An 18,307-nucleotide genomic window follows, 5' to 3' on the forward strand; every position below is an offset into this window, starting at 1 on the left:
TTTGTTGTCGATGTTGATATTGCTCAAAAATAAAAAAATCCACCATGAAAAGGCATGTACTAACATGCTATTTATTCATGGTGGATAAAATTCTTAACAGGTCTTGCTAAAAATTCAATCAACTTTTATTTTTTATTCAATATAACTATAGAATTTAAATATTAAAACCACCATGCCTATAGTTCAAACTTGTTTGTAAGAAACCATGACAAAGGAATCAAAATACTTTCATTCCATATGTAATACCAATTATTATAGCCTTTTCAGCCAAAATCGACAATAATTATAATAAAATTTATCTTCATTCAGTAGAAATTCCTATCTCAGAAGGTGGTTAGATAAATTCAGATGTAGCTTCTTTTTCAATAGGTTTCCCTACTTCCTGAATGAAGATAAAGCCTCCGGCGGATGTCACGGATTTTAAAAGGAATGAATTGTGCAGGCTTAATTGATCGAGGACTGATAATAATTATCATTGGATATTTTCTCTTTAATTTTTATTTAAGTTGCTATATTATTAACAAACTGTAAGGGTGACCCCCATAACATAGGATAAAAAGATTAATTACGTTGGGAGAATCGTTAAAATGTCAAAAAAAGTGCATGAGTTCAACGACATTATTCGAAAACTACGCAAAGATATATTTGGAAAAGGACCGGAGCGTATTCATACAGTTTTCGTAGAGAACATGGCTGTCTCAACTTTATATGGTAATATCACACCGACAGAAAAATTTATTGCGAGTACGCCTGAAGGGTTAAAAATGGTTCATGCTGCACGTACAAGAATGATTCAAGATTTGTATACTAAATCACCTCCAGACGGCATGGAAGAATTGATGGGCACTAAGTTACTCCATTTATTTTCAGATATCAAAATTGAAGAAGATTTTGCTATTTCTGTCTTTGTTTTTGAAGATAATATTAGCGAATAAAGGGGATGCCATATGGAACGCGCAGTAACTAGAGAAATTATACGTGTTGAAGGTAATCAATTCAAAGAAATAGAAGATACTGTTGTCACAGAATATGCGGTCACAGTGAAGATTAATGAGCAAGAATTCGTGACGATGGTTTGTACACCAGAGTATGTAGAAGATATGGTTATTGGCTATTTGGCTTCTGAACGAATTATTCGCGATTACGAAGATATTGAAGCCATTTGGCATCAAGAAAAAGAAGGATTTGTGCACGTTAAAACAAAGCGTGTGAATCCTTACTTTCAACAAATTCAAAATAAACGTTACATTACTTCTTGCTGTGGCATGAGCCGTCAAGGGTTTGTATTTGCTAATGATGCATTAGTCGCTAAAAAAATGGAAGGCATTCATGTGCGTATTACTACAGACGATTGTTTTCGTTTAATGCGCGATATGCAAGATTTGGCCGAAACATTCAAACAAACTGGTGGTGTTCATAATGCAGCGCTATGTGATGCGAATGGCGTTTTATTAAGCCGAATGGATATTGGGCGTCATAATGCTTTAGATAAAATTTATGGTTATTGCCTAAAAAACAAAATTAGCATTCAGGACAAAATTATCGTATTTAGCGGAAGGATTTCATCTGAGATTTTACTTAAAGTATCGAAAATTGGCTGTGAAATTGTGCTATCTAAATCTGCTCCAACAGAATTAGCATTGCAATTGGCGGAGCAACTCGGTATTACGACGGTAGGCTTTATTCGTCAAAATTCACTTAATATTTATACACACAAAGAACGTATTCATTTACCTACAAATAAAATGAAAGGAAGAGATTAACATTACCAACCTACAAGACCAACTACACAGACCATTAAGAGATTTAAGGATATCAGTAACAGACCGTTGTAATTTTCGTTGTCAATATTGCATGCCTGCAGAAGTATTTGGTCCAGATTATGCTTTTTTACCGTCCGATAAAATATTGAGTTTTGAAGAAATCGAACGATTAGTAAAGATTTTCGTTTCATTAGGTGTGAAAAAAGTACGCATTACTGGTGGTGAGCCTTTACTACGTCGTGATCTGCCGACATTAATTGAACGTCTACATCGTATAGCTGGAGTGGAAGATATTGCCTTAACGACGAATGGCACATTGTTGAAAAAATATGCTAATGAATTGGCGAGAGCAGGTTTATCACGAGTAGCTATTAGTCTAGATTCTCTAAATGAGGAACGTTTTTTCGAGATGAATGGCCATCGTGGAAAGGTGAAAACGGTATTAGAAGGTATAGAAAAAGCGGCAGAAGCAGGCTTACAAGTGAAGATTAATATGGTCGTTCAAAAAGGAAAAAACGAGCAAGATATCATGTCGATGGCACAATATTTTAAAGAGAAACAGCATATTCTTCGCTTTATTGAATATATGGATGTCGGTAATTCGAATGGTTGGCGCCTAGATGAAGTTGTGTCGAAGAAAGAAATCATTGACCAAGTCCATCAACTTTCCCCTCTGCATCCTGTTGCGCCTAATTATAAAGGGGAAGTGGCTACACGTTATCAATATGAGGATGCTCAAGGTGAAATTGGCGTAATATCATCTGTAACAGATTCGTTTTGCTCCAGTTGTTCACGTGCCCGTATTTCGGCAGAGGGAACATTATATACGTGCTTATTTGCTACAGAAGGAACGAATCTACGAGAATTGTTAAGGTCAGGGGAAGATGATGAAACGATTACCCAATGCATTTCGAATGTTTGGGAAAATAGAAAAGATCGCTATTCCGATGAACGAAATGAACAGACAATGGAAAAAAGGAAACACGCAAAAATTGAAATGTCACATATCGGTGGTTAGACGAAATAGCGTTGGTATTAGTTAGTGCTGTTCGTATGGGGATAAAAAAACAGAAAAAATCGGCAAAATAATGCCGGATTTTTTCTGTTTATTTATGCACAAAGTTGCCACTTTTCCCGCCCGTTTTTTGAACGAGGAATGTTTCTTTAATCACCATAGATTTGTCGACGGCTTTACACATATCATAAAAAGTCAGAGCAGCAATGGATACAGCAGTTAGTGCTTCCATTTCAACACCTGTTTTACCATTACATTTTACTGTAGCTTGAATGTGAAGTTCGTAACCTACTTCTGCTTTTGAATAGTCAAATTGAAGATCTGTTCCTTGTAACATAATTGGATGGCACATTGGGATAATATCAGCAGTTTTTTTAGCACCCATAATCCCTGCAATTTGTGCCACTTGCGTTGGGTCGCCTTTTTTAATGCCTCCTTGTTGGATAGCTTGATAGACTTCATCGGATAACGTAATTGTACTACGAGCGATCGCTGTACGGTTTGTGATTGTTTTATCTGAAATGTCGACCATTTTCGGACGACCTTCTTCATTCCAGTGTGTAAAATTACTCATTATTAGACTTCCTTTCGAATGTTTGTAACCAATCTTGTTGAGAGTTGATATTGATAAATGTGGAGCTTTCTTCAAATGGGACATAACATACTTGAAGTTGCTCTAACAAGACTTTCATACTTCGCTTGTTTTGTTGGACTAATTGCTGTGCTTTTGGTAAAGCGCTGCGTCGATATAAAGCAGCAAGAGGTTGTAATCTTGAAGCTTGTTTAGGAACAATCGCATCATAACGATTATCGATAAATGTGAGCATAGTTTGGACAAATTCTGCATTAATAAAAGGCATATCACTTGCTATGACGAAAAACCACTCTACTTCTGGGAAGTTTGTCATGATATGATGCAAGGCAAATAGTGGTCCTTGATGAGGCTGTTTTTCAATGCTCCATTGGACATCTTCTTCTACAAACTTCGATTGCAAGCTAGCATTTGTAGCAATAATTAAAGGCTGTAGTTGATTTTTTTGGAAGGCTATGAGACTGTGCTTATATAAAGGCAGACCAGCAAATAATTCAAACATTTTCGGTTGACCATACCGAGAAGATTGACCGCCAGCTAAGACAACACCAGCTATTTTCATATGCGATTCAACTCACCGATAAAATGTTGCACAGTTGGAAGAATCAGTTTTGTCATGGCAAGTGACACGGCATTCGTGGAACCTGGTAGCACATAGATAGCCGTTTTATCGCGACTACCCGCTGTTGCACGACTAAACATGGCTTTTGGGCCAATTTCTTCATAACTTAGTGTTCGAAATAATTCACCAAAGCCCATCATTTCTTTTTCGAAAAGAGGGAGAATCGTGTCGTAAGTTTGGTCTCTCGGTGTAAATCCTGTTCCTCCTGTTACGATAATGGTATTAATGCTTTGATCATCGCACCATTTAAGTACATGATTGGAGATTTCAAGAGGTTCATCTTTTGACATTTGGTAGTCTACTAATTCAAATGAAGCTTCTTGAAGTAATGATTGAATACGCTGACCACCACGATCATCCGCCTTCGTGCGTGTGTCACTCACTGTTAAAATGGCAGCTCGGATAAGAAGTTCACTATGTGTGGGATGCAAGGTAAAAGACCTCCTTTTATAAAGTTGATTTTTGTTTTTGCTGAAAAACATTGCTTTTATTATAAAGCTATATATTAAAAGGTCAAACTAAAATTCATAGAAAGAAAGGCAAAAACGTTTATGCATAATAGATATTCTAGACAACAATTATTCAGCCCAATCGGAGAGAATGGGCAGCTACTACTAAAAGAAAAGCATGTCCTGATGATAGGCGTTGGTGCTTTAGGTAGTGCTAGCGCTGAGGCGCTTGTCAGGGCAGGCGTCGGAAAGTTGACGATTATTGATCGTGATTATGTAGAGTGGAGTAATTTACAAAGACAACAACTATTTACCGAACAAGATGCGCAAGAAAAAGTACCGAAAGTAATCGCTGCAAAAAAACGACTACAAAGCATTAACGCAGAGGTGGAAATTAATGAATATATTCTTGATGCGTATACAGAGCAAATAATTCCACTGCTTGCAGGTGTAGATATGATGGTGGATGCAACGGACAATTTTGATATTCGCTTTATGATGAATGATCTTGCACAAAAATATCAAATTCCTTGGGTGTATGGTTCTTGTGTTGGCAGTTATGGCGCTACTTATACGATTGTGCCAGGTAAAACACCTTGTTTACATTGTTTGCTAGCAGCGATGCCCAATACAGGGATGACATGCGATACAGTAGGAATTATAAGTCCGACTGTTCAAATCGTAGCTGCTTATCAGGTGGCTGAGGTATTAAAGTTTTTAGTAGGTGCTGAAGAAGCATTACGAAAAAGTTATTTAACTTTTGATGTTTGGCAAAATCAACATTATGAAATTAACGTTGAAAAAGTTCGCAATCATGATTGTCCATCCTGTGGCAAAAATCCGACCTATCCGTATTTATCATATGAAAATCAAACAAAGTTAAACGTATTATGTGGTCGCGATGCTATTCAAATACGTCCGGTAAAAACGATTCATTATAATTTTGATCAGCTCGCAGTTCAACTTAGTCCCTATGGTGATATTCAACAAAATCCTTATTTACTATCTTGCCAAGCTGAAGATTATCGACTAGTGATTTTCCAAGATGGACGAGTTGTCATTCACGGTGTACAAGATATACAAAAAGCTAAAACCATTTATTATCGTTTATTCGGATAAAGGAGTGTTCTAAAATGTTAGAAAAAAGAAAACCAATTGCTGTTGGAGAAGCTGTTCAACGTGTCATGGAGTTTGCCTTCCAAGAAAAAATAGAAGTCGTTTCACTACAGCAAGCACATGGACGTTTTTTAGCAGAAGATGTTGCTGCTGACCAAGATGTACCAGCTTTTGATCGTTCACCCTATGATGGTTATGCTATTCGTTCGGTCGATAGTCAAGGGGCAAGTTCAGACAATCCAGTAATCTTTAAAGTAGTAGGGGAAATTGGCGCGGGCTATGTATTTGAGGGAGAAGTTGGTGATCGTGAAGCGGTGCGCATTATGACAGGAGCTCCTATCCCGAACGGATGTGATGCAGTCGTAATGCTCGAATTAACGCACACATTTGAAGAAGACAATCAACCTTATATGTCGATTAAACGCGCTTATGAACCAGGAACAAATATTTCCTATAAGGGAGAGGACGTTCAAAAAGGCGCAATTCTTATGGAGAAAGGGCAATACATCAATCCAGGTGTTGTCGCATTACTTGCTACTTTTGGCTATGATCAAGTACCTGTTTTTCGAAAACCAATCGTTGGCGTAATTGCAACAGGAAGTGAATTACTAGAACCAAGTGATGCTTTACAGCCTGGAAAAATTCGTAATAGTAATGCCTATATGATAATGGCTCAAATTGAACGTGCTGGAGCAACCGTCAAATATTTTGGTAAGTTTAGCGATGAGCTAAATTTATGTATTCAAGCTGTTGAAAAAGCTCTTCAGGAAGTAGATATATTGATTACAACAGGAGGAGTATCGGTAGGTGATTATGATTACTTACCTGCCATTTATGAAGCCATTGACGCACAAGTACTTTTTAATAAAGTAGCAATGCGACCAGGTAGTGTCACAACTGTTGCGGCTCGAAATGGTCAATTATTATTTGGGCTTTCAGGTAACCCATCAGCGTGCTATGTTGGGTTTGAATTATTTACACGACCGATTATTCGTACGGCTTTTGGCAATAAGCAACCACATTTACGTAGAGAGCACGCTATTTTAAATGCGGACTTTAAAAAACCGAATCCATTTACCCGTTTTGTGCGTGCGAATGCGTCTTACGAAAACGGTCAATTAATGGCAGTTCCTTCTGGGTTCGATAAATCTAGTGCCGTTTCTTCTTTAGCAGAGGCAAATGCCTTTATTGTATTACCAGGTGGATCACGTGGATACGAAAAAGGCATGCAAGTTGTTGTTTTATTGTTAGAAGATTTGCAAGGAAGTGAGTGGCCATGGGGCAACATCGAAAAATCTTACAAATCGTAGGCTACCAAAATAGTGGCAAGACAACGTTAATGGAACAGCTCATTACACAAGCCACGACAGAAGGTTTTCGTGTAGGAACAATCAAGCACCATGGACACGGTGGTATCCCTATGATCGAAAGTTCAAAAGATAGTGTTCGTCATGAGAAGGCTGGCGCAAGTATAACAGCAGTTGAAGGACAAGGTACTTTGCGCATGAGTATTCACCAAAGTAACTGGCAGCTTGCTGATATACTAGCTATTTATGAAACATTTCAGATGGATATCATTTTCATTGAAGGCTATAAAAATGAAGACTATCCGAAGGTTGTTCTTTTGCGACAGGCGGAAGATGAATCTTTGCTAGGAAAAGTAACCAATATCGTCTGTGTTCTTTATTGGCCAACATATCCACTAAATAAACCGTTAGATTATCCAACTTTTTTAATTAATGAAAAAGCACAATATATGGATTTTCTTATGCAGGAAATGAGGAGAAAATCATGACTACATCGTTGTTTGAAATCATTGATAAACCAATTGATGTTGAAGAAGTTAGACAAAAAGTAACAGATCGAAATGCTGGTGCAATCACTGTTTTCATCGGAACAGTACGTGAAATGACGAAAGGCAAGAAAACACTACATTTGGAATATCAAGCTTATCCATCTATGGCTATTAAAATGTTTGAACAAATATGTAAAGAAATACAAGAGCGATGGCCAGAAGCGAAAGTAGCCATTACACATCGTGTTGGTCATTTAGAAATTTCAGATATTGCCGTAGTAATTGCGGTATCATCACCACATCGTAAAATAGCCTATGAAGCCAATGAATATGCTATTGACCGTATTAAACAAATTGTACCTATTTGGAAAAAAGAGTATTGGGAAGATGGGACTGAATGGATTGGTGATCAATTAGAAAATGTCCCTTATCCAAATGGAAATCCATCAATGGGTGAGGAGGAATCTTGTGATTAACATATTATTGTTTGCGCACTTACAAGAAATGATCGGTGAGTCAAAATTATGTATAGACCTAGCTGACCATACAGTTGGACAAATTAAAGAATGGATGGAAACGCAATATTCACAAGTTAATTTACAACATGTCATGACAGCAGTAAATGAGGAATTTGCAACAGATGCAACGGTTGTAAAAAAAGGGGATACAATCGCGTTTATTCCACCCATTAGTGGCGGGTAAAAGAAAAGATGTAGTTGGTACAGTTTAGTTTGCACCGACTACATCTTTTACTATATTTGTAGGGAAAGAGCTACTGGTTAACGTTTCATTTTATGCTTTCATGAAATGAACGCTCAGAAGCATAAGAAAGGAAATACCTATCATACAAATCACCCATGACCAAGCGAGTGACATGTTACCTGAACCAATTGCCATATAAATAGCAAGTGGCGTAGTTTGCGTTTTGCCTGGAAGGTTTCCGGCAAACATTAAGGTTGCACCAAACTCACCTAAAGCTCGTGTGAAACTTAAAATTCCACCTGAGACAATTGATTTTAATGCAAGAGGGATAGAAATAAAGAAAAAAACTTGCCATTCGTGAGCACCATCAACACGTGCAGCGTTTTCAATGTCCACATCAACAGCTTCAAAGCCAGTTTTTGCTGATTGATACATTAAAGGAAATGCCACAACAGTAGAGGCAATGACCGCCGCCCACCATGTGAACATAATGGGTTGATTAAAAAGCCATGTAATCAAGTTACCAAGTACACTGTTTTTACCAAAAATAACAATTAGAAGAAAACCTATTACAGTAGGAGGTAATACTAATGGTAAAAGTAACACTGTTTCTAAAAATAATTTTCCTTTGAAATTACGCTTTGCCATCCATTTACCTAATAGAATACCTGTTACTATTACAATTACTCCTGACACAAGCGCTATTTCGATAGAAAGTTTAAGCGGTGACCAGAAATCCGTACTCATCTATGAATGAGTTCCCTGAAAGCCATATTTTTTAAATACTTTCATCGCTTGCTCACTTTGTAAATAGTGATAAAAATCTTCTGCTTCTTTTGCATGCTTACTATCTTTGATAACACCTACAGGATAAATAATAGGTGTATGTGTATCTTCTTTAGCTGTAGCAACGACATCGACTTTTTCTGATACAAGGGCATCTGTTTTATAAACCAGCCCTGCATCAACATTTTCAGTTTCTGTATAAGTAAGAACTTGTCGTACGTCTTTTGTATACACTACTTTTGGTTCTGCATTTTCCCATAGGTTCATGTTTTTCAATGTCTCGATACCGTACTTGCCAGCAGGAACCGTTTCAGGTGTACCAATAGCAATCTTATCAACTTTTGTTAAGTCTCCAAATGATTGAATATGTTTGTCATTTTTCTTCGGAACGATTAACACTAATTCGTTTGCTAAAAGATCCGTTCCTTGTTTTTTATCGATTAAACCTTTTTGAACTAGCTCATCAAACTTATCTTCTGCTGCTGAAAAGAAAAGATCCACAGGAGCACCTTCTAAAATTTGTTGTTGTAAAGCACCAGAGCCACCAAAGTTAAATGTGATTTTAATCGTATCGTGTTCATTTTCATAGTTTTTTTGAAGTTCTTCTAATGAATCTTGTAAACTAGCTGCTGCGGAAATCGTTAATTCGACTGGTTCGTTTACTTTGTTGTTGCTTCCTTGGCTACCACAACCTGCTAAAATGCCGATAAGTAGTACCATTGAAGCTATTAAACTATAATACTTTTTCACGTTGATTGTACTCCTTTTATAACTCGTTATAACAAGACATAACTAATTATAATTAGTTATGTCTAAAAAAGAAATACCAAATCACTAGAAACTTTTAAGATGTAAAAAATATGATAATTACGATACTATAGAATCAATAGAAGCAGAAGGGGAGATTTTTTACATGTCACATGAACATTCCTATACGATTGAAGAGGTGGCTCAATTATTAAAGGTTTCAAAATTAACGATTTACGATTTAGTAAAAAAGGGAGATTTACCTATTTTTCGTGTAGGCCGACAAATGCGAGTGGATAAAACCGATTTACAATTATATATACAAAAGAGTAAGACAGGGGTCATTCCTGCTGCATCTACTGCCTCGACAACTCCTTCGACAAAAAATAAAAAAATTATTATTAGCGGACAAGATTTAGCCTTAGACTTATTAGGAAAATATATAGAGAAAAAACAATCAATTAAAGTGTTGCGCTCGCATGAAGGTAGCTTTAACGGTGTCATGGCGCTGTATAACGGGGATTGTGACATTGCTAGTTTACATTTGTACGATGGGGATACAGGGGAATATAATACACCTTATTTAAAAAAGATTTTTGTAAGTCACTCTTATATTCTTCTCAATCTGATTTCACGCCGAGCGGGCTTTTATGTTCAAAAAGGAAATCCGTTGCAAATTAAATCAATGGATGATTTTAAGACCAAATCATTAAAATTGATGAACCGTGAAAAAGGTTCAGGTGCTCGTACTTTCCTAGATGAACAATTACGTATTCATCACATATCGCCAACCTCAATAGATGGGTATAACGAAGAAGAAATGAGCCATATAGATGTAGCCTCTGCTGTCGCAAATGGGCATGCTGACATTGGACTAGGCATTGAAAAAATATCAAAACTCATAGAGGTTGACTTTATACCACTTATTAGAGAACGTTATGATATTGTTTTATTAAAAACACCTGAAAACCAACTGCTGGTTGAATCGGTAAAAGAGATTTTAAATTCACCTGAATTCCAATCAGAAGTAGTCGCACTAGGAGATTATGACGTCACTCAAATGGGACAAGTTATATATCAAACGCTTTAACTTCTTTCAGCACTAAAAATTTGGGTGTCATTCAGAAGATGGGAGCGGCTCCTTGGGATTAGCGTGACAGATGAGACCTTAGAGCGAGCAAGTAAAGGAACGAAGGCTAAGACCATCACAGGCTTTGATAATGCTTGCGTGACCAACCTCGTGTCGCTGACCACTTCGCTTTCGCTCAAAAAAGCATCCTGTCGCTGTTACCCCAAGCCGCAAATGTACGCCCTGAACCAGACGGACCTACTAATACAAAGAATGTGCTTGTGTTAGCTTAATAAAGCTCGTTTGTTAAACTTTATTTTAAAGGATAACTAAAATTTATGTCATTGTAATATTTGCTCAAATTGGTTTTCTTTTTTATCTTCTTTCTTAAAATATTAGGAGTAAACTAACGGAGTACATGGATCTAAAAAGGATGAAATATACCTCGTAGTTGAACTTATTTTTGTAACGAAGCGGGGAAGTAAGAAACTAAATTTTAGAAAATCTGCTTTTACACTAGACAAATATGATTTTTTCTTATATATTAAGTATAATAAAATCGTTTTCAAGAGAACAATAAATTCACATATTACAAAGAGTAATCGTGTTTTGTTTGATGCTTTTTGTAATATGTGGATTTTTTCTTTTGAAGTAAAATGATTTTACTTAAATACAATTAATGGAGGTCATGCAAAATGGCACAAGGTACAGTAAAATGGTTTAACTCAGAAAAAGGTTTTGGATTCATCGAAGTAGAAGGTGGAAATGACGTTTTCGCTCACTTCTCAGCTATCCAAGGTGATGGTTTCAAAACACTTGAAGAAGGCCAAAAAGTTGAGTTCTCAGTAGAAGAAGGCCAACGCGGACCTCAAGCTACAAACATCGTAAAACTTTAATTTTAATGATGTAACCATAAAAAAGGCATCCTTTCAGTAGGATGCCTTTTTTTTATGCAAAAAAAGAAGAGTTGTAATCAAAATGGAATTGTTAATAAGTGTAAAATTGGAACTATATAAAAAATCAATCCGTATACATAGTTAGAAGGTAAACTTTGAAGAGTAGGAGGATATATAACAAGCTTAAATAATGGTGGGTCAACAAAACTATTTACTTTATACACCTATAGAAAATTACTGTAGACAAAGTTACATATAACTTTGTCTACAGACCCTATCATATAATTAATCGCTGAGCATTGCTTTTAATGTTCGTTTTTGCCAGCCTAGCTTGAAGTATGCGTATTGTAATACAAAATGTACACAGAAGGCAGTAGGGTAAGCAATCCAAACGCCATTTAGCTCGAATGTAGTGTAGTGCGATAAAACAAACGCCAATGGTACCTCGACTACCCAAATAGCGATGACTAGGAAAATTGTAGGCCATAAGACAACACCCGTAGCTCGCATTGTAGCTGAAACGGTTTGTGTATGGCCGAAAATTAAATAACTCCAAAACGCGATATATAAATAATCCTTGGCGATAAGTACCGTATCTTGTTTATCAATAAAGAAAGATAAAATAGGCTCCGCAAATAAATACATGATTAAAATAATCGCGCCACCTAAAATATAGTTAACGAGCACACCAAATTGACGAATTTTTTTAATCATATCCGTAGAGTTTGCCCCTAAAGCTTGCGCCACAAATACTGAGGTCGCAATAGCAATACTCATCGCCGGCACCTGTGCATAGCTAGCGACCTGATTGACAACACCGTAAGCAGCAGTAGCATCGGAGCCGTAAACATTAACAAAGCCTATTACAGCAATTTCTGCTACAGAGATTGCAACCATACTAATGCTTGCCGGAATGGCTAATTTTAATAATGAAGCTAAAATATCCTTCTTTAATTTAAAATGCTGTAGAATCGATTTGTCTAAGCGTAAAATATGCTTTGTTTTATGCAAGTAGGCAAATAATAATAACATCGTCACTAGATTGGATAAAACAGAGGCATAGGCAGCGCCGTTCAAACCAAATTTAGGCAGACCAAGCCAGCCGAAAACTAATGGTGGTAGGAATGCGATATTTAAAATAACACTTATGACTAAAAATAAAAAAGGTGTTTTGGAATCACCTACACCACGCATAAAGGTTGTGTACACCAAATACCAGAACATAATTGGTAATGTGAAAAATAAGATTTGAGCATAGCTGATACTCATATCTAATATATTTGCGGGTGTTTGCATAAAGCGTAAAATCCACTCAATAAAAAAGCCACCAAAAATTGCGACAACAATCGATAAAATTGTTGTAAAGGCTAAAGTTACCCCTACAACCTCCTTCATCTTCTCATGATTGCCAGCCCCATACGTTTGCCCTACTAAAATCGAGCTACCTGAGCCAATCCCAATAGCAAATGCCATTAAAAAGAAGAAGAATGGAAAAAATGCTGAAATTGCGGCTAGCGCATCAACACCTAAATTGCGCCCAACTATAAACATGCCAAAGACTTGCCCTAGTGACTGCAGCACATTCGCTAGCATAACTGGGATTAAAAAGTTAAAAAAAGCTTTTTGCAGTTTCTTATCATCATGTAAAATTTGTTGGTTCATTTTTATCCCCTCTTGGGTTTTAATAACCCATTTCCTTTAAAATATGTGATAGCGTGCGCAGGCGTTCGCCAATTAGTTCACCATCCGCACTTAAAGCTTGATTAAAGAGCTTAATATCCTCTTCAATTTGTTCATTTTCCATACATACTTCCACTGTCATTGCATCCCCTTGTAAGCCAATACGTTTAATAACAGGGTTTTCTTCATCATATAAATGATCGTAGCGATAAGCTTCCTTAAAATGAAGCTGAGATTCACAAATTAATATAGCAAGGTCAAGCACGCGATGAAGCGGTAATTCTTCCGATTGACGTGACCATTTACCACCTGTATGACGCCATACTTTAGCTGAAATATCAACCTTACCTCTGTCATTCCATTGAGCTAAGCCAAGTGACAGCCCTTGCGCATCTGTATGATAAGCAGAGCGCCCATCAATATTGGCATAATTTTCAGCAACAATAACAGGTTTATGCTTTAAATGAGTAGGTATTTTCATAATTACATCCCCCTTTGTTCGTTTAATTTTTAGTAATTTAGTAAATTACTGCATTAGTAAATATAACATTGGACAAATTCGGAGGTCAATCTTTATATGGAAAATTTTTTGTATAATGGATCAGATGAACAAATTAGTTAAAATGTTATCTTGTAAGACTGCATTGATGAAATGGGATAGTTATATAGAGAGTAGACTGAATTCATTAAATTGGTTAAAATGGTAATTGGTTGGTTCATCATCAAAAGTTGTGAATGACTTTTGTTAAAACTTCTACTATGTAAATAGTTGATTGGAGTGGAGACTAGACACCCCCAAGAAGCTTTGCTCTGTGAGGAAGCAAAGCGACAGCAACAAATGTTTTGACTGTGCGAAAGCGAAGCGTCAGCAACAAAGCGCCCGGTCGGAACGGAAATCAACCACACGTTTTGGTTATGATCCAATTGGTTTATATAATGGAAATCAAATAAGCATTATTCTTTGAATATCGGAAAAACGAATGAAAGAGGGTAATAGAATGAGAATCCAATCTACAAATAATAATTACATACATACGATTAAAAAAGGTGAAATTAATAGACTATCTCCAGATTTATTTTTAGATAAAAAGAAAGAGGCAAAAGCGAAATATGAAATTATAAGAGAAGGTGGTTATCTTCGTCATTATGTAACAAATTTAAATGGTGAAAGAGTACTGATTAAAGAAACAAAATTACCAAAGGGACAAGATACAGAGCAAAGCACAGGCGGGATGACGGACGTTTTGTTGGATAACCTATTCAATCAATTTACAAAAACTTTAGATCACCAAAAATCTAATGAATTATTAAAAAACGGCATAGCAGGTCAGAAAGCCAAAGAAAAATTAATGTTAGCTTATCGAAATTCAATCTAGTACGTTTTAAGAGAAAACGATAATTAAAAAGGGTTATGTAGGTGATTGTTTGTGCAGGATAAAAAGCGTTTAGGTAAATATATATCTGCTTTGTTAGTCGTATTACTTGTAGGAATTGTTGTGAAAAATGTATTCATAAAAGAAACAACAGTCAAACCGATAGTAGAAAATGAAGATGGAACAAAACAGCTTGTTTTTGATGCAAAATTAACACGATTAGACGAATCATCAACAACATTTAAAGAATACAATGGCAAGGTCCTAATCGTTAACTTTTGGGCATCTTGGTGTGGACCGTGCCAAGAAGAGGCTTCTGAATTTACGGATTTTTATACCAATAAACCAGAAAATGTTGAGCTGTTAGCGATCAATGCAACTTCTAAAGATAGTAGAGAAAATGCCATGAAATTTCAAGAGTCATACAAATTGAATTTCCCTATATTTCTTGATTTAGATGGTACACTTCAAAAATCATTTGAAATAATGGCTTATCCAACAACTTTTATATTTGATTCCAAAGGTAAATTAATGTACACGATAAAAGGATCGATTAATCAAAAAGAATTAAATAAATATATTGAAAACCTCTACTAATCTATAAACATTTCCTTTATGATGAGAGCACTTTTCTATTGGCGTCACTTTTAAGAAAGAGGGGGATTATTATGTATCAGAGTTTAAATGATTTTTTTAAGTCTTGGGCGTTCGAAGCAAATTGTACACAGAGGTTATTAAATAATCTAACTGATGAATCGCTTAAACAGGAAATAACGTCTGACAATTGGACTTTAGGACGTATTGCTTGGCATACTGTTACTGCAATTCGAATCATTACTTCAAATACAAGTTTACCATTTGATGCTCCATCTAAAGATTATCCTGTTCCCACTTCTGCGCAATTTATTGCAGATAGCTATTCCCAAACTAATAATGCATTTGTGAAGGCAATAAAAACAAATTGGACTGATCAAACCCTTCACGAGGACATCCATTTTTTCGGTCAAGAAATGCGAATTGGTACTTTGTTAATGTTCTTGATTCAACATCAGAATCACCATCGGGGACAAATGACGGTTCTTATGCGACAGGCGGGATTAACTGTCCCAGGCATTTATGGGCCAGCTAAAGAGGAATGGATAAATTTCGGTATGGAAGCTCCAAAAATGTAAAACTAATTAGGGTGATGATAGTGTGAAAATAGCTGTATTATCAGACATTCATGGAAATAAAGATGCATTAAAAGCAGTGTTAGAGGATATAAAATATAGAAGTATCGATAAGATATATAATTTAGGTGACACTCTTTACGGACCGTTATTCCCGTTAGAAACATATGAAATGATAAAGAGTACAAATATTAAAAGTGTAAGTGGGAATTGTGATCGGATATTGTTGGCGTCTTCATCGGAAAATCCAACCGTGCAATATGTAATAGACGTGCTCTCAGAAGAACAAAAAAGCTGGTTAATTAACCTGCCATTTTCCATTCAGACAGATGATTTTTACTTTTGTCATGCTTCACCTGAAAATGATGAGCTATATATGTTGAATGATATAACGCCAAATGGTGTTACTTTAAAACAGACAGAGGAAATAATGAAATTAGTAAAAGATATCCCACAAAATATTATTTTTTGTGGCCACTCCCATTTTCCAACGATTGTTTATTTACCTAATAACAAAATCATTATTAATCCAGGCAGTGTCGGTTTGCCTGCTTATGAAGAAGTTGAACCATTCAATTATAAGATGGAATCCGGTACACCATTTGCGAATTATACAGTTGTAGAAAAGCGGAATGGTGAATGGATGATTGAGCAGTTAAGCATTCCTTATGATACTAAGGTCGCTATTAAACAAAGTGAAATTCAAAATAGGTCTGATTGGGCCAGAGCATTAAAATATGGAAGAGTTTAAGGTGGTATTTCAGCGGGTGTCCAAACACTCGCTAAGAGAAGCTAAAGCCTTCGACGCAATTATGCCAAATTAATAGGATAATAAAGTAAAAGGACTTGTGGATACATCATACAAACAAGTCCTTTATTGTGTATCATTTTAAATATTGACGTGAGCTTTGCTCTTTTGCTGTAATGACTTTTAGAAGATCCTTCTTTTGGATAAATAAAATGACAGAGGCTTGAACTGTCATTGCTAAGATGAGCAGCATAAAGTGAGAATTGTGATTGAAATTTAATGAGAGAAAATAAAATATTGGTGCAGACGATAAGTATGAAATATATTGGTTTTTCGTTACTAAATAAATGATGGTTGAAATACATGTAGTTACTAAAAGAAGTTCAAGTAAAATCTCGATGGAAGCACTATCAATATAATTTAGTAATTCGCTTATATAGGACATATTACAAACGCCCCACCTTAATTGTTTTGGGAAATTGTAACACATTAGGTGATGATTTGAAAGGTGCGATTCTTTTTGAGATTGGAAATACGTTTTTTTAACTATAAAAAGAGGCTTTCCTATAAATATTTGGAAAGCCACAAGTATATCATTATAGTTCTTCCTGAAAATAAATTTTGTAGAATTTCCGATTCGTAGATTCATCGTAGCCTACTTCAATTAGTTCTTCCACTTGCTCGATATCCTGTACATTTACCTGAATTTCAATATTAGAATCGAGTTTAATTTTACGTTTATATTTTTTTTCAGCCTTTTCAAGCGCACTTTCGGAAATTACGGTTTCATATGGTTTTACCGAATTTATAATAATATCTTTTTGTGTTGGTTCAGCATTATCAAATACTGTTTCAATATAATTATTTACTTGAAATTCATCTTCATTTCTAAAGTAATCAAGCGTTTTGTTTAAAAGCCCAAGCTTCTCAGTATTTGTAAAGCTCTCTTCTTTTAAAATATATTTTTTGCATTCTGTTAATGCTAAATTCGTTTTGTAATAATGTTCATCAGCTGCTTTAATCTTTAAAAATCGTTCTTGCCAGTAGACAGTATCTTCTTTCCTTTTTGTTTTCATGAAGACAGCAGGTGCCACATCCGTTCCCATATCTACGATAATGGCCATGTTATTAATTTTCTTTACATTAATTCCATCAACACCATTGACGACCATTTTGTTGTGATCGCTTTTTACATCTAAAAACATTTCCTTTTCATCAATTTTAACGATGGCAATTATTTTTTTAGCTTCTGTCGCTAGAAAACAATTGTCAAATAATCCAATAAACAATTCGCCACTTTTAATGTTAGGATGTTGAGATACACTATGTAAGTGTTTAGCAATGTTGATGGATTGTTCTAAGAAACTAGTCTCCTGATCAAATATTGCCCTCACATATGTGTAAACCTCGTTTAAGGCAATGTCTGTTTCATGAAAAAATTCGAATTGCTGCTCTAAATCGATTTTGCTAAACGCTAGCTGTGTAAAAGCTGCCTCTAGCATGACCTCTGGCTGTGATAATGATTCCTCACCTAACACAAGTGTATCGTCAATAAAATGTAAAATATATTGTAATAACTTACTTTCACTTACTTCAAGCATGTTTTCCACCTTCTAAAATTTCATTGTAGATAATATACCATATCATATCCCTTGCAACATTTTCATGTATTTTATTTTTACGAATAATAAAATTAAAAAGAACATTGAATATATGCATTTATGAGATTTGTTGATCATTTGTATAAGGCTATGGGTTCTTTATTAAATAGGGAAACTCATTTGA

Annotated in this window: 23 protein-coding genes; 14 read left to right on the forward strand and 9 right to left on the reverse strand. The window is 35.7% G+C overall.

Translation table 11 applies throughout. The annotated features are described in order from the left end of the window. The first annotated feature begins 587 nt into the window (after window positions 1-587). From PVA17_RS05040 to moaA, 3 genes are read left to right on the forward strand one after another with little or no spacing between them, the layout of a single operon-like run. Window positions 588-935 (forward strand): Na-translocating system protein MpsC family protein, encoded by a 348-nt coding sequence (locus PVA17_RS05040; RefSeq protein WP_132357045.1) that lies wholly within the window; start codon window positions 588-590, stop codon window positions 933-935. Between the two features lie 12 nt (window positions 936-947). Further along, window positions 948-1,763 carry a formate dehydrogenase accessory sulfurtransferase FdhD gene (fdhD, locus tag PVA17_RS05045; protein WP_274067075.1) on the forward strand — a complete coding sequence of 272 codons (816 nt, stop codon included), beginning with the start codon at window positions 948-950 and terminating at the stop codon, window positions 1,761-1,763. Window position 1,764: 1 nt separating this feature from the next. Then, entirely contained in the window at window positions 1,765-2,781 is a 1,017-nt protein-coding gene (moaA, locus tag PVA17_RS05050; protein WP_274067132.1) for a GTP 3',8-cyclase MoaA, read from the forward strand. A gap of 88 nt (window positions 2,782-2,869) precedes the next feature. On the opposite strand, the gene moaC is transcribed toward moaA, so the two are convergent. The 3 genes from moaC to PVA17_RS05065 are packed head-to-tail and all read right to left on the reverse strand — an operon-like array spanning window position 2,870 to window position 4,423. Continuing rightward, window positions 2,870-3,352: a cyclic pyranopterin monophosphate synthase MoaC gene (gene moaC, locus PVA17_RS05055; protein ID WP_274067076.1), complete on the reverse strand. Its 483-nt coding sequence runs from the start codon at window positions 3,350-3,352 to the stop codon at window positions 2,870-2,872. Beyond that, window positions 3,345-3,932 (reverse strand): molybdenum cofactor guanylyltransferase, encoded by a 588-nt coding sequence (locus PVA17_RS05060; RefSeq protein WP_274067077.1) that lies wholly within the window; start codon window positions 3,930-3,932, stop codon window positions 3,345-3,347. The genes moaC and PVA17_RS05060 overlap by 8 nt, the downstream gene beginning before the upstream one ends. Beyond that, window positions 3,929-4,423, reverse strand: a complete 495-nt coding sequence (locus PVA17_RS05065) for a MogA/MoaB family molybdenum cofactor biosynthesis protein (RefSeq protein WP_274067078.1) — start codon at window positions 4,421-4,423, stop codon at window positions 3,929-3,931. Before PVA17_RS05065 ends, PVA17_RS05060 begins: the two co-directional genes overlap by 4 nt. 120 nt (window positions 4,424-4,543) lie before the next feature. Here PVA17_RS05065 and PVA17_RS05070 point away from each other — a divergent pair, with 120 nt between their 5' ends. The 5 genes from PVA17_RS05070 to moaD are packed head-to-tail and all read left to right on the forward strand — an operon-like array spanning window position 4,544 to window position 8,054. Next, complete coding sequence (locus PVA17_RS05070; RefSeq protein WP_274067079.1) at window positions 4,544-5,560, forward strand: thiazole biosynthesis adenylyltransferase ThiF; 1,017 nt, start codon at window positions 4,544-4,546, stop codon at window positions 5,558-5,560. 14 nt (window positions 5,561-5,574) lie between these two features. Continuing rightward, the gene (locus tag PVA17_RS05075) at window positions 5,575-6,867 is read left to right on the forward strand and encodes a molybdopterin molybdotransferase MoeA (protein WP_132357038.1); all 1,293 of its coding nucleotides are present in this window, start codon (window positions 5,575-5,577) and stop codon (window positions 6,865-6,867) included. Continuing rightward, window positions 6,828-7,352, forward strand: a complete 525-nt coding sequence (gene mobB / locus PVA17_RS05080) for a molybdopterin-guanine dinucleotide biosynthesis protein B (RefSeq protein WP_274067080.1) — start codon at window positions 6,828-6,830, stop codon at window positions 7,350-7,352. The genes PVA17_RS05075 and mobB overlap by 40 nt, the downstream gene beginning before the upstream one ends. Continuing rightward, on the forward strand, window positions 7,349-7,828 hold the full coding sequence (locus PVA17_RS05085; RefSeq protein ID WP_274067081.1) for a molybdenum cofactor biosynthesis protein MoaE: 480 nt from the start codon (window positions 7,349-7,351) through the stop codon (window positions 7,826-7,828). The genes mobB and PVA17_RS05085 overlap by 4 nt, the downstream gene beginning before the upstream one ends. Continuing rightward, complete coding sequence (gene moaD / locus PVA17_RS05090; RefSeq protein WP_132357035.1) at window positions 7,821-8,054, forward strand: molybdopterin converting factor subunit 1; 234 nt, start codon at window positions 7,821-7,823, stop codon at window positions 8,052-8,054. Before PVA17_RS05085 ends, moaD begins: the two co-directional genes overlap by 8 nt. Window positions 8,055-8,144: 90 nt before the next feature. Here moaD and modB read toward each other — a convergent pair whose 3' ends face one another. Continuing rightward, window positions 8,145-8,801, reverse strand: a complete 657-nt coding sequence (gene modB / locus PVA17_RS05095) for a molybdate ABC transporter permease subunit (protein ID WP_274067082.1) — start codon at window positions 8,799-8,801, stop codon at window positions 8,145-8,147. Next, window positions 8,802-9,560 (reverse strand): molybdate ABC transporter substrate-binding protein, encoded by a 759-nt coding sequence (modA, locus tag PVA17_RS05100; RefSeq protein ID WP_483308006.1) that lies wholly within the window; start codon window positions 9,558-9,560, stop codon window positions 8,802-8,804. A gap of 193 nt (window positions 9,561-9,753) precedes the next feature. On the opposite strand from modA, the gene PVA17_RS05105 reads away from it, so the two are divergent. Both PVA17_RS05105 and PVA17_RS05110 read left to right on the forward strand, forming a co-directional pair. Then, a complete protein-coding gene (locus PVA17_RS05105; RefSeq protein WP_274067084.1) occupies window positions 9,754-10,677 on the forward strand; it encodes a helix-turn-helix transcriptional regulator in 924 nt (307 codons plus the stop codon). Window positions 10,678-11,351: 674 nt separating this feature from the next. Further along, complete coding sequence (locus PVA17_RS05110) at window positions 11,352-11,552, forward strand: cold-shock protein (RefSeq protein ID WP_049667605.1); 201 nt, start codon at window positions 11,352-11,354, stop codon at window positions 11,550-11,552. Window positions 11,553-11,837: 285 nt separating this feature from the next. Here the strand turns inward: PVA17_RS05110 and PVA17_RS05115 are convergent, their stop codons facing one another. Together PVA17_RS05115 and PVA17_RS05120 are read right to left on the reverse strand one after the other, a co-directional pair. Next, window positions 11,838-13,214, reverse strand: coding sequence for an MATE family efflux transporter (locus PVA17_RS05115; RefSeq protein ID WP_132357031.1), 1,377 nt, complete (start codon window positions 13,212-13,214; stop codon window positions 11,838-11,840). 19 nt (window positions 13,215-13,233) lie between these two features. Continuing rightward, complete coding sequence (locus tag PVA17_RS05120; protein WP_274067085.1) at window positions 13,234-13,713, reverse strand: DUF6530 family protein; 480 nt, start codon at window positions 13,711-13,713, stop codon at window positions 13,234-13,236. Between the two features lie 517 nt (window positions 13,714-14,230). On the opposite strand from PVA17_RS05120, the gene PVA17_RS05125 reads away from it, so the two are divergent. The 4 genes from PVA17_RS05125 (at window position 14,231) to PVA17_RS05140 (ending at window position 16,525) form a co-directional block, all read left to right on the forward strand. Continuing rightward, a complete protein-coding gene (locus PVA17_RS05125; RefSeq protein WP_274067086.1) occupies window positions 14,231-14,608 on the forward strand; it encodes a hypothetical protein in 378 nt (125 codons plus the stop codon). 51 nt (window positions 14,609-14,659) lie between these two features. Then, on the forward strand, window positions 14,660-15,202 hold the full coding sequence (locus PVA17_RS05130; RefSeq protein WP_274067087.1) for a TlpA family protein disulfide reductase: 543 nt from the start codon (window positions 14,660-14,662) through the stop codon (window positions 15,200-15,202). A 71-nt stretch (window positions 15,203-15,273) separates the two neighbouring features. Next, window positions 15,274-15,777, forward strand: coding sequence for a DinB family protein (locus tag PVA17_RS05135; RefSeq protein ID WP_132357027.1), 504 nt, complete (start codon window positions 15,274-15,276; stop codon window positions 15,775-15,777). A gap of 22 nt (window positions 15,778-15,799) precedes the next feature. Then, complete coding sequence (locus PVA17_RS05140) at window positions 15,800-16,525, forward strand: metallophosphoesterase family protein (RefSeq protein WP_274067088.1); 726 nt, start codon at window positions 15,800-15,802, stop codon at window positions 16,523-16,525. A gap of 133 nt (window positions 16,526-16,658) precedes the next feature. Here the strand turns inward: PVA17_RS05140 and PVA17_RS05145 are convergent, their stop codons facing one another. After that, window positions 16,659-16,967, reverse strand: a complete 309-nt coding sequence (locus PVA17_RS05145) for a hypothetical protein (RefSeq protein ID WP_274067089.1) — start codon at window positions 16,965-16,967, stop codon at window positions 16,659-16,661. 151 nt (window positions 16,968-17,118) lie between these two features. Then, window positions 17,119-18,123, reverse strand: coding sequence for a nucleoid-associated protein (locus tag PVA17_RS05150; protein WP_274067090.1), 1,005 nt, complete (start codon window positions 18,121-18,123; stop codon window positions 17,119-17,121). Window positions 18,124-18,307 lie beyond the last annotated feature (184 nt).

Source organism: Lysinibacillus sp. CNPSo 3705 (assembly GCF_028674935.1).
Classification (GTDB): Bacteria; Bacillota; Bacilli; order Bacillales_A; family Planococcaceae; genus Lysinibacillus.

Coding starts and splice junctions, on each gene's coding strand:
- PVA17_RS05040 (WP_132357045.1), top strand. CDS start 588: ATGTCAAAAAAAGTGCATGAGTTCAACGACATTATTCGAAAACTACGC.
- fdhD (WP_274067075.1), top strand. CDS start 948: ATGGAACGCGCAGTAACTAGAGAAATTATACGTGTTGAAGGTAATCAA.
- moaC (WP_274067076.1), bottom strand. CDS start 3,352: ATGAGTAATTTTACACACTGGAATGAAGAAGGTCGTCCGAAAATGGTC.
- PVA17_RS05060 (WP_274067077.1), bottom strand. CDS start 3,932: ATGAAAATAGCTGGTGTTGTCTTAGCTGGCGGTCAATCTTCTCGGTAT.
- PVA17_RS05070 (WP_274067079.1), top strand. CDS start 4,544: ATGCATAATAGATATTCTAGACAACAATTATTCAGCCCAATCGGAGAG.
- PVA17_RS05075 (WP_132357038.1), top strand. CDS start 5,575: ATGTTAGAAAAAAGAAAACCAATTGCTGTTGGAGAAGCTGTTCAACGT.
- PVA17_RS05085 (WP_274067081.1), top strand. CDS start 7,349: ATGACTACATCGTTGTTTGAAATCATTGATAAACCAATTGATGTTGAA.
- modB (WP_274067082.1), bottom strand. CDS start 8,801: ATGAGTACGGATTTCTGGTCACCGCTTAAACTTTCTATCGAAATAGCG.
- modA (WP_483308006.1), bottom strand. CDS start 9,560: ATGGTACTACTTATCGGCATTTTAGCAGGTTGTGGTAGCCAAGGAAGC.
- PVA17_RS05105 (WP_274067084.1), top strand. CDS start 9,754: ATGTCACATGAACATTCCTATACGATTGAAGAGGTGGCTCAATTATTA.
- PVA17_RS05110 (WP_049667605.1), top strand. CDS start 11,352: ATGGCACAAGGTACAGTAAAATGGTTTAACTCAGAAAAAGGTTTTGGA.
- PVA17_RS05115 (WP_132357031.1), bottom strand. CDS start 13,214: ATGAACCAACAAATTTTACATGATGATAAGAAACTGCAAAAAGCTTTT.
- PVA17_RS05120 (WP_274067085.1), bottom strand. CDS start 13,713: ATGAAAATACCTACTCATTTAAAGCATAAACCTGTTATTGTTGCTGAA.
- PVA17_RS05125 (WP_274067086.1), top strand. CDS start 14,231: ATGAGAATCCAATCTACAAATAATAATTACATACATACGATTAAAAAA.
- PVA17_RS05135 (WP_132357027.1), top strand. CDS start 15,274: ATGTATCAGAGTTTAAATGATTTTTTTAAGTCTTGGGCGTTCGAAGCA.
- PVA17_RS05145 (WP_274067089.1), bottom strand. CDS start 16,967: ATGTCCTATATAAGCGAATTACTAAATTATATTGATAGTGCTTCCATC.
- PVA17_RS05150 (WP_274067090.1), bottom strand. CDS start 18,123: ATGCTTGAAGTAAGTGAAAGTAAGTTATTACAATATATTTTACATTTT.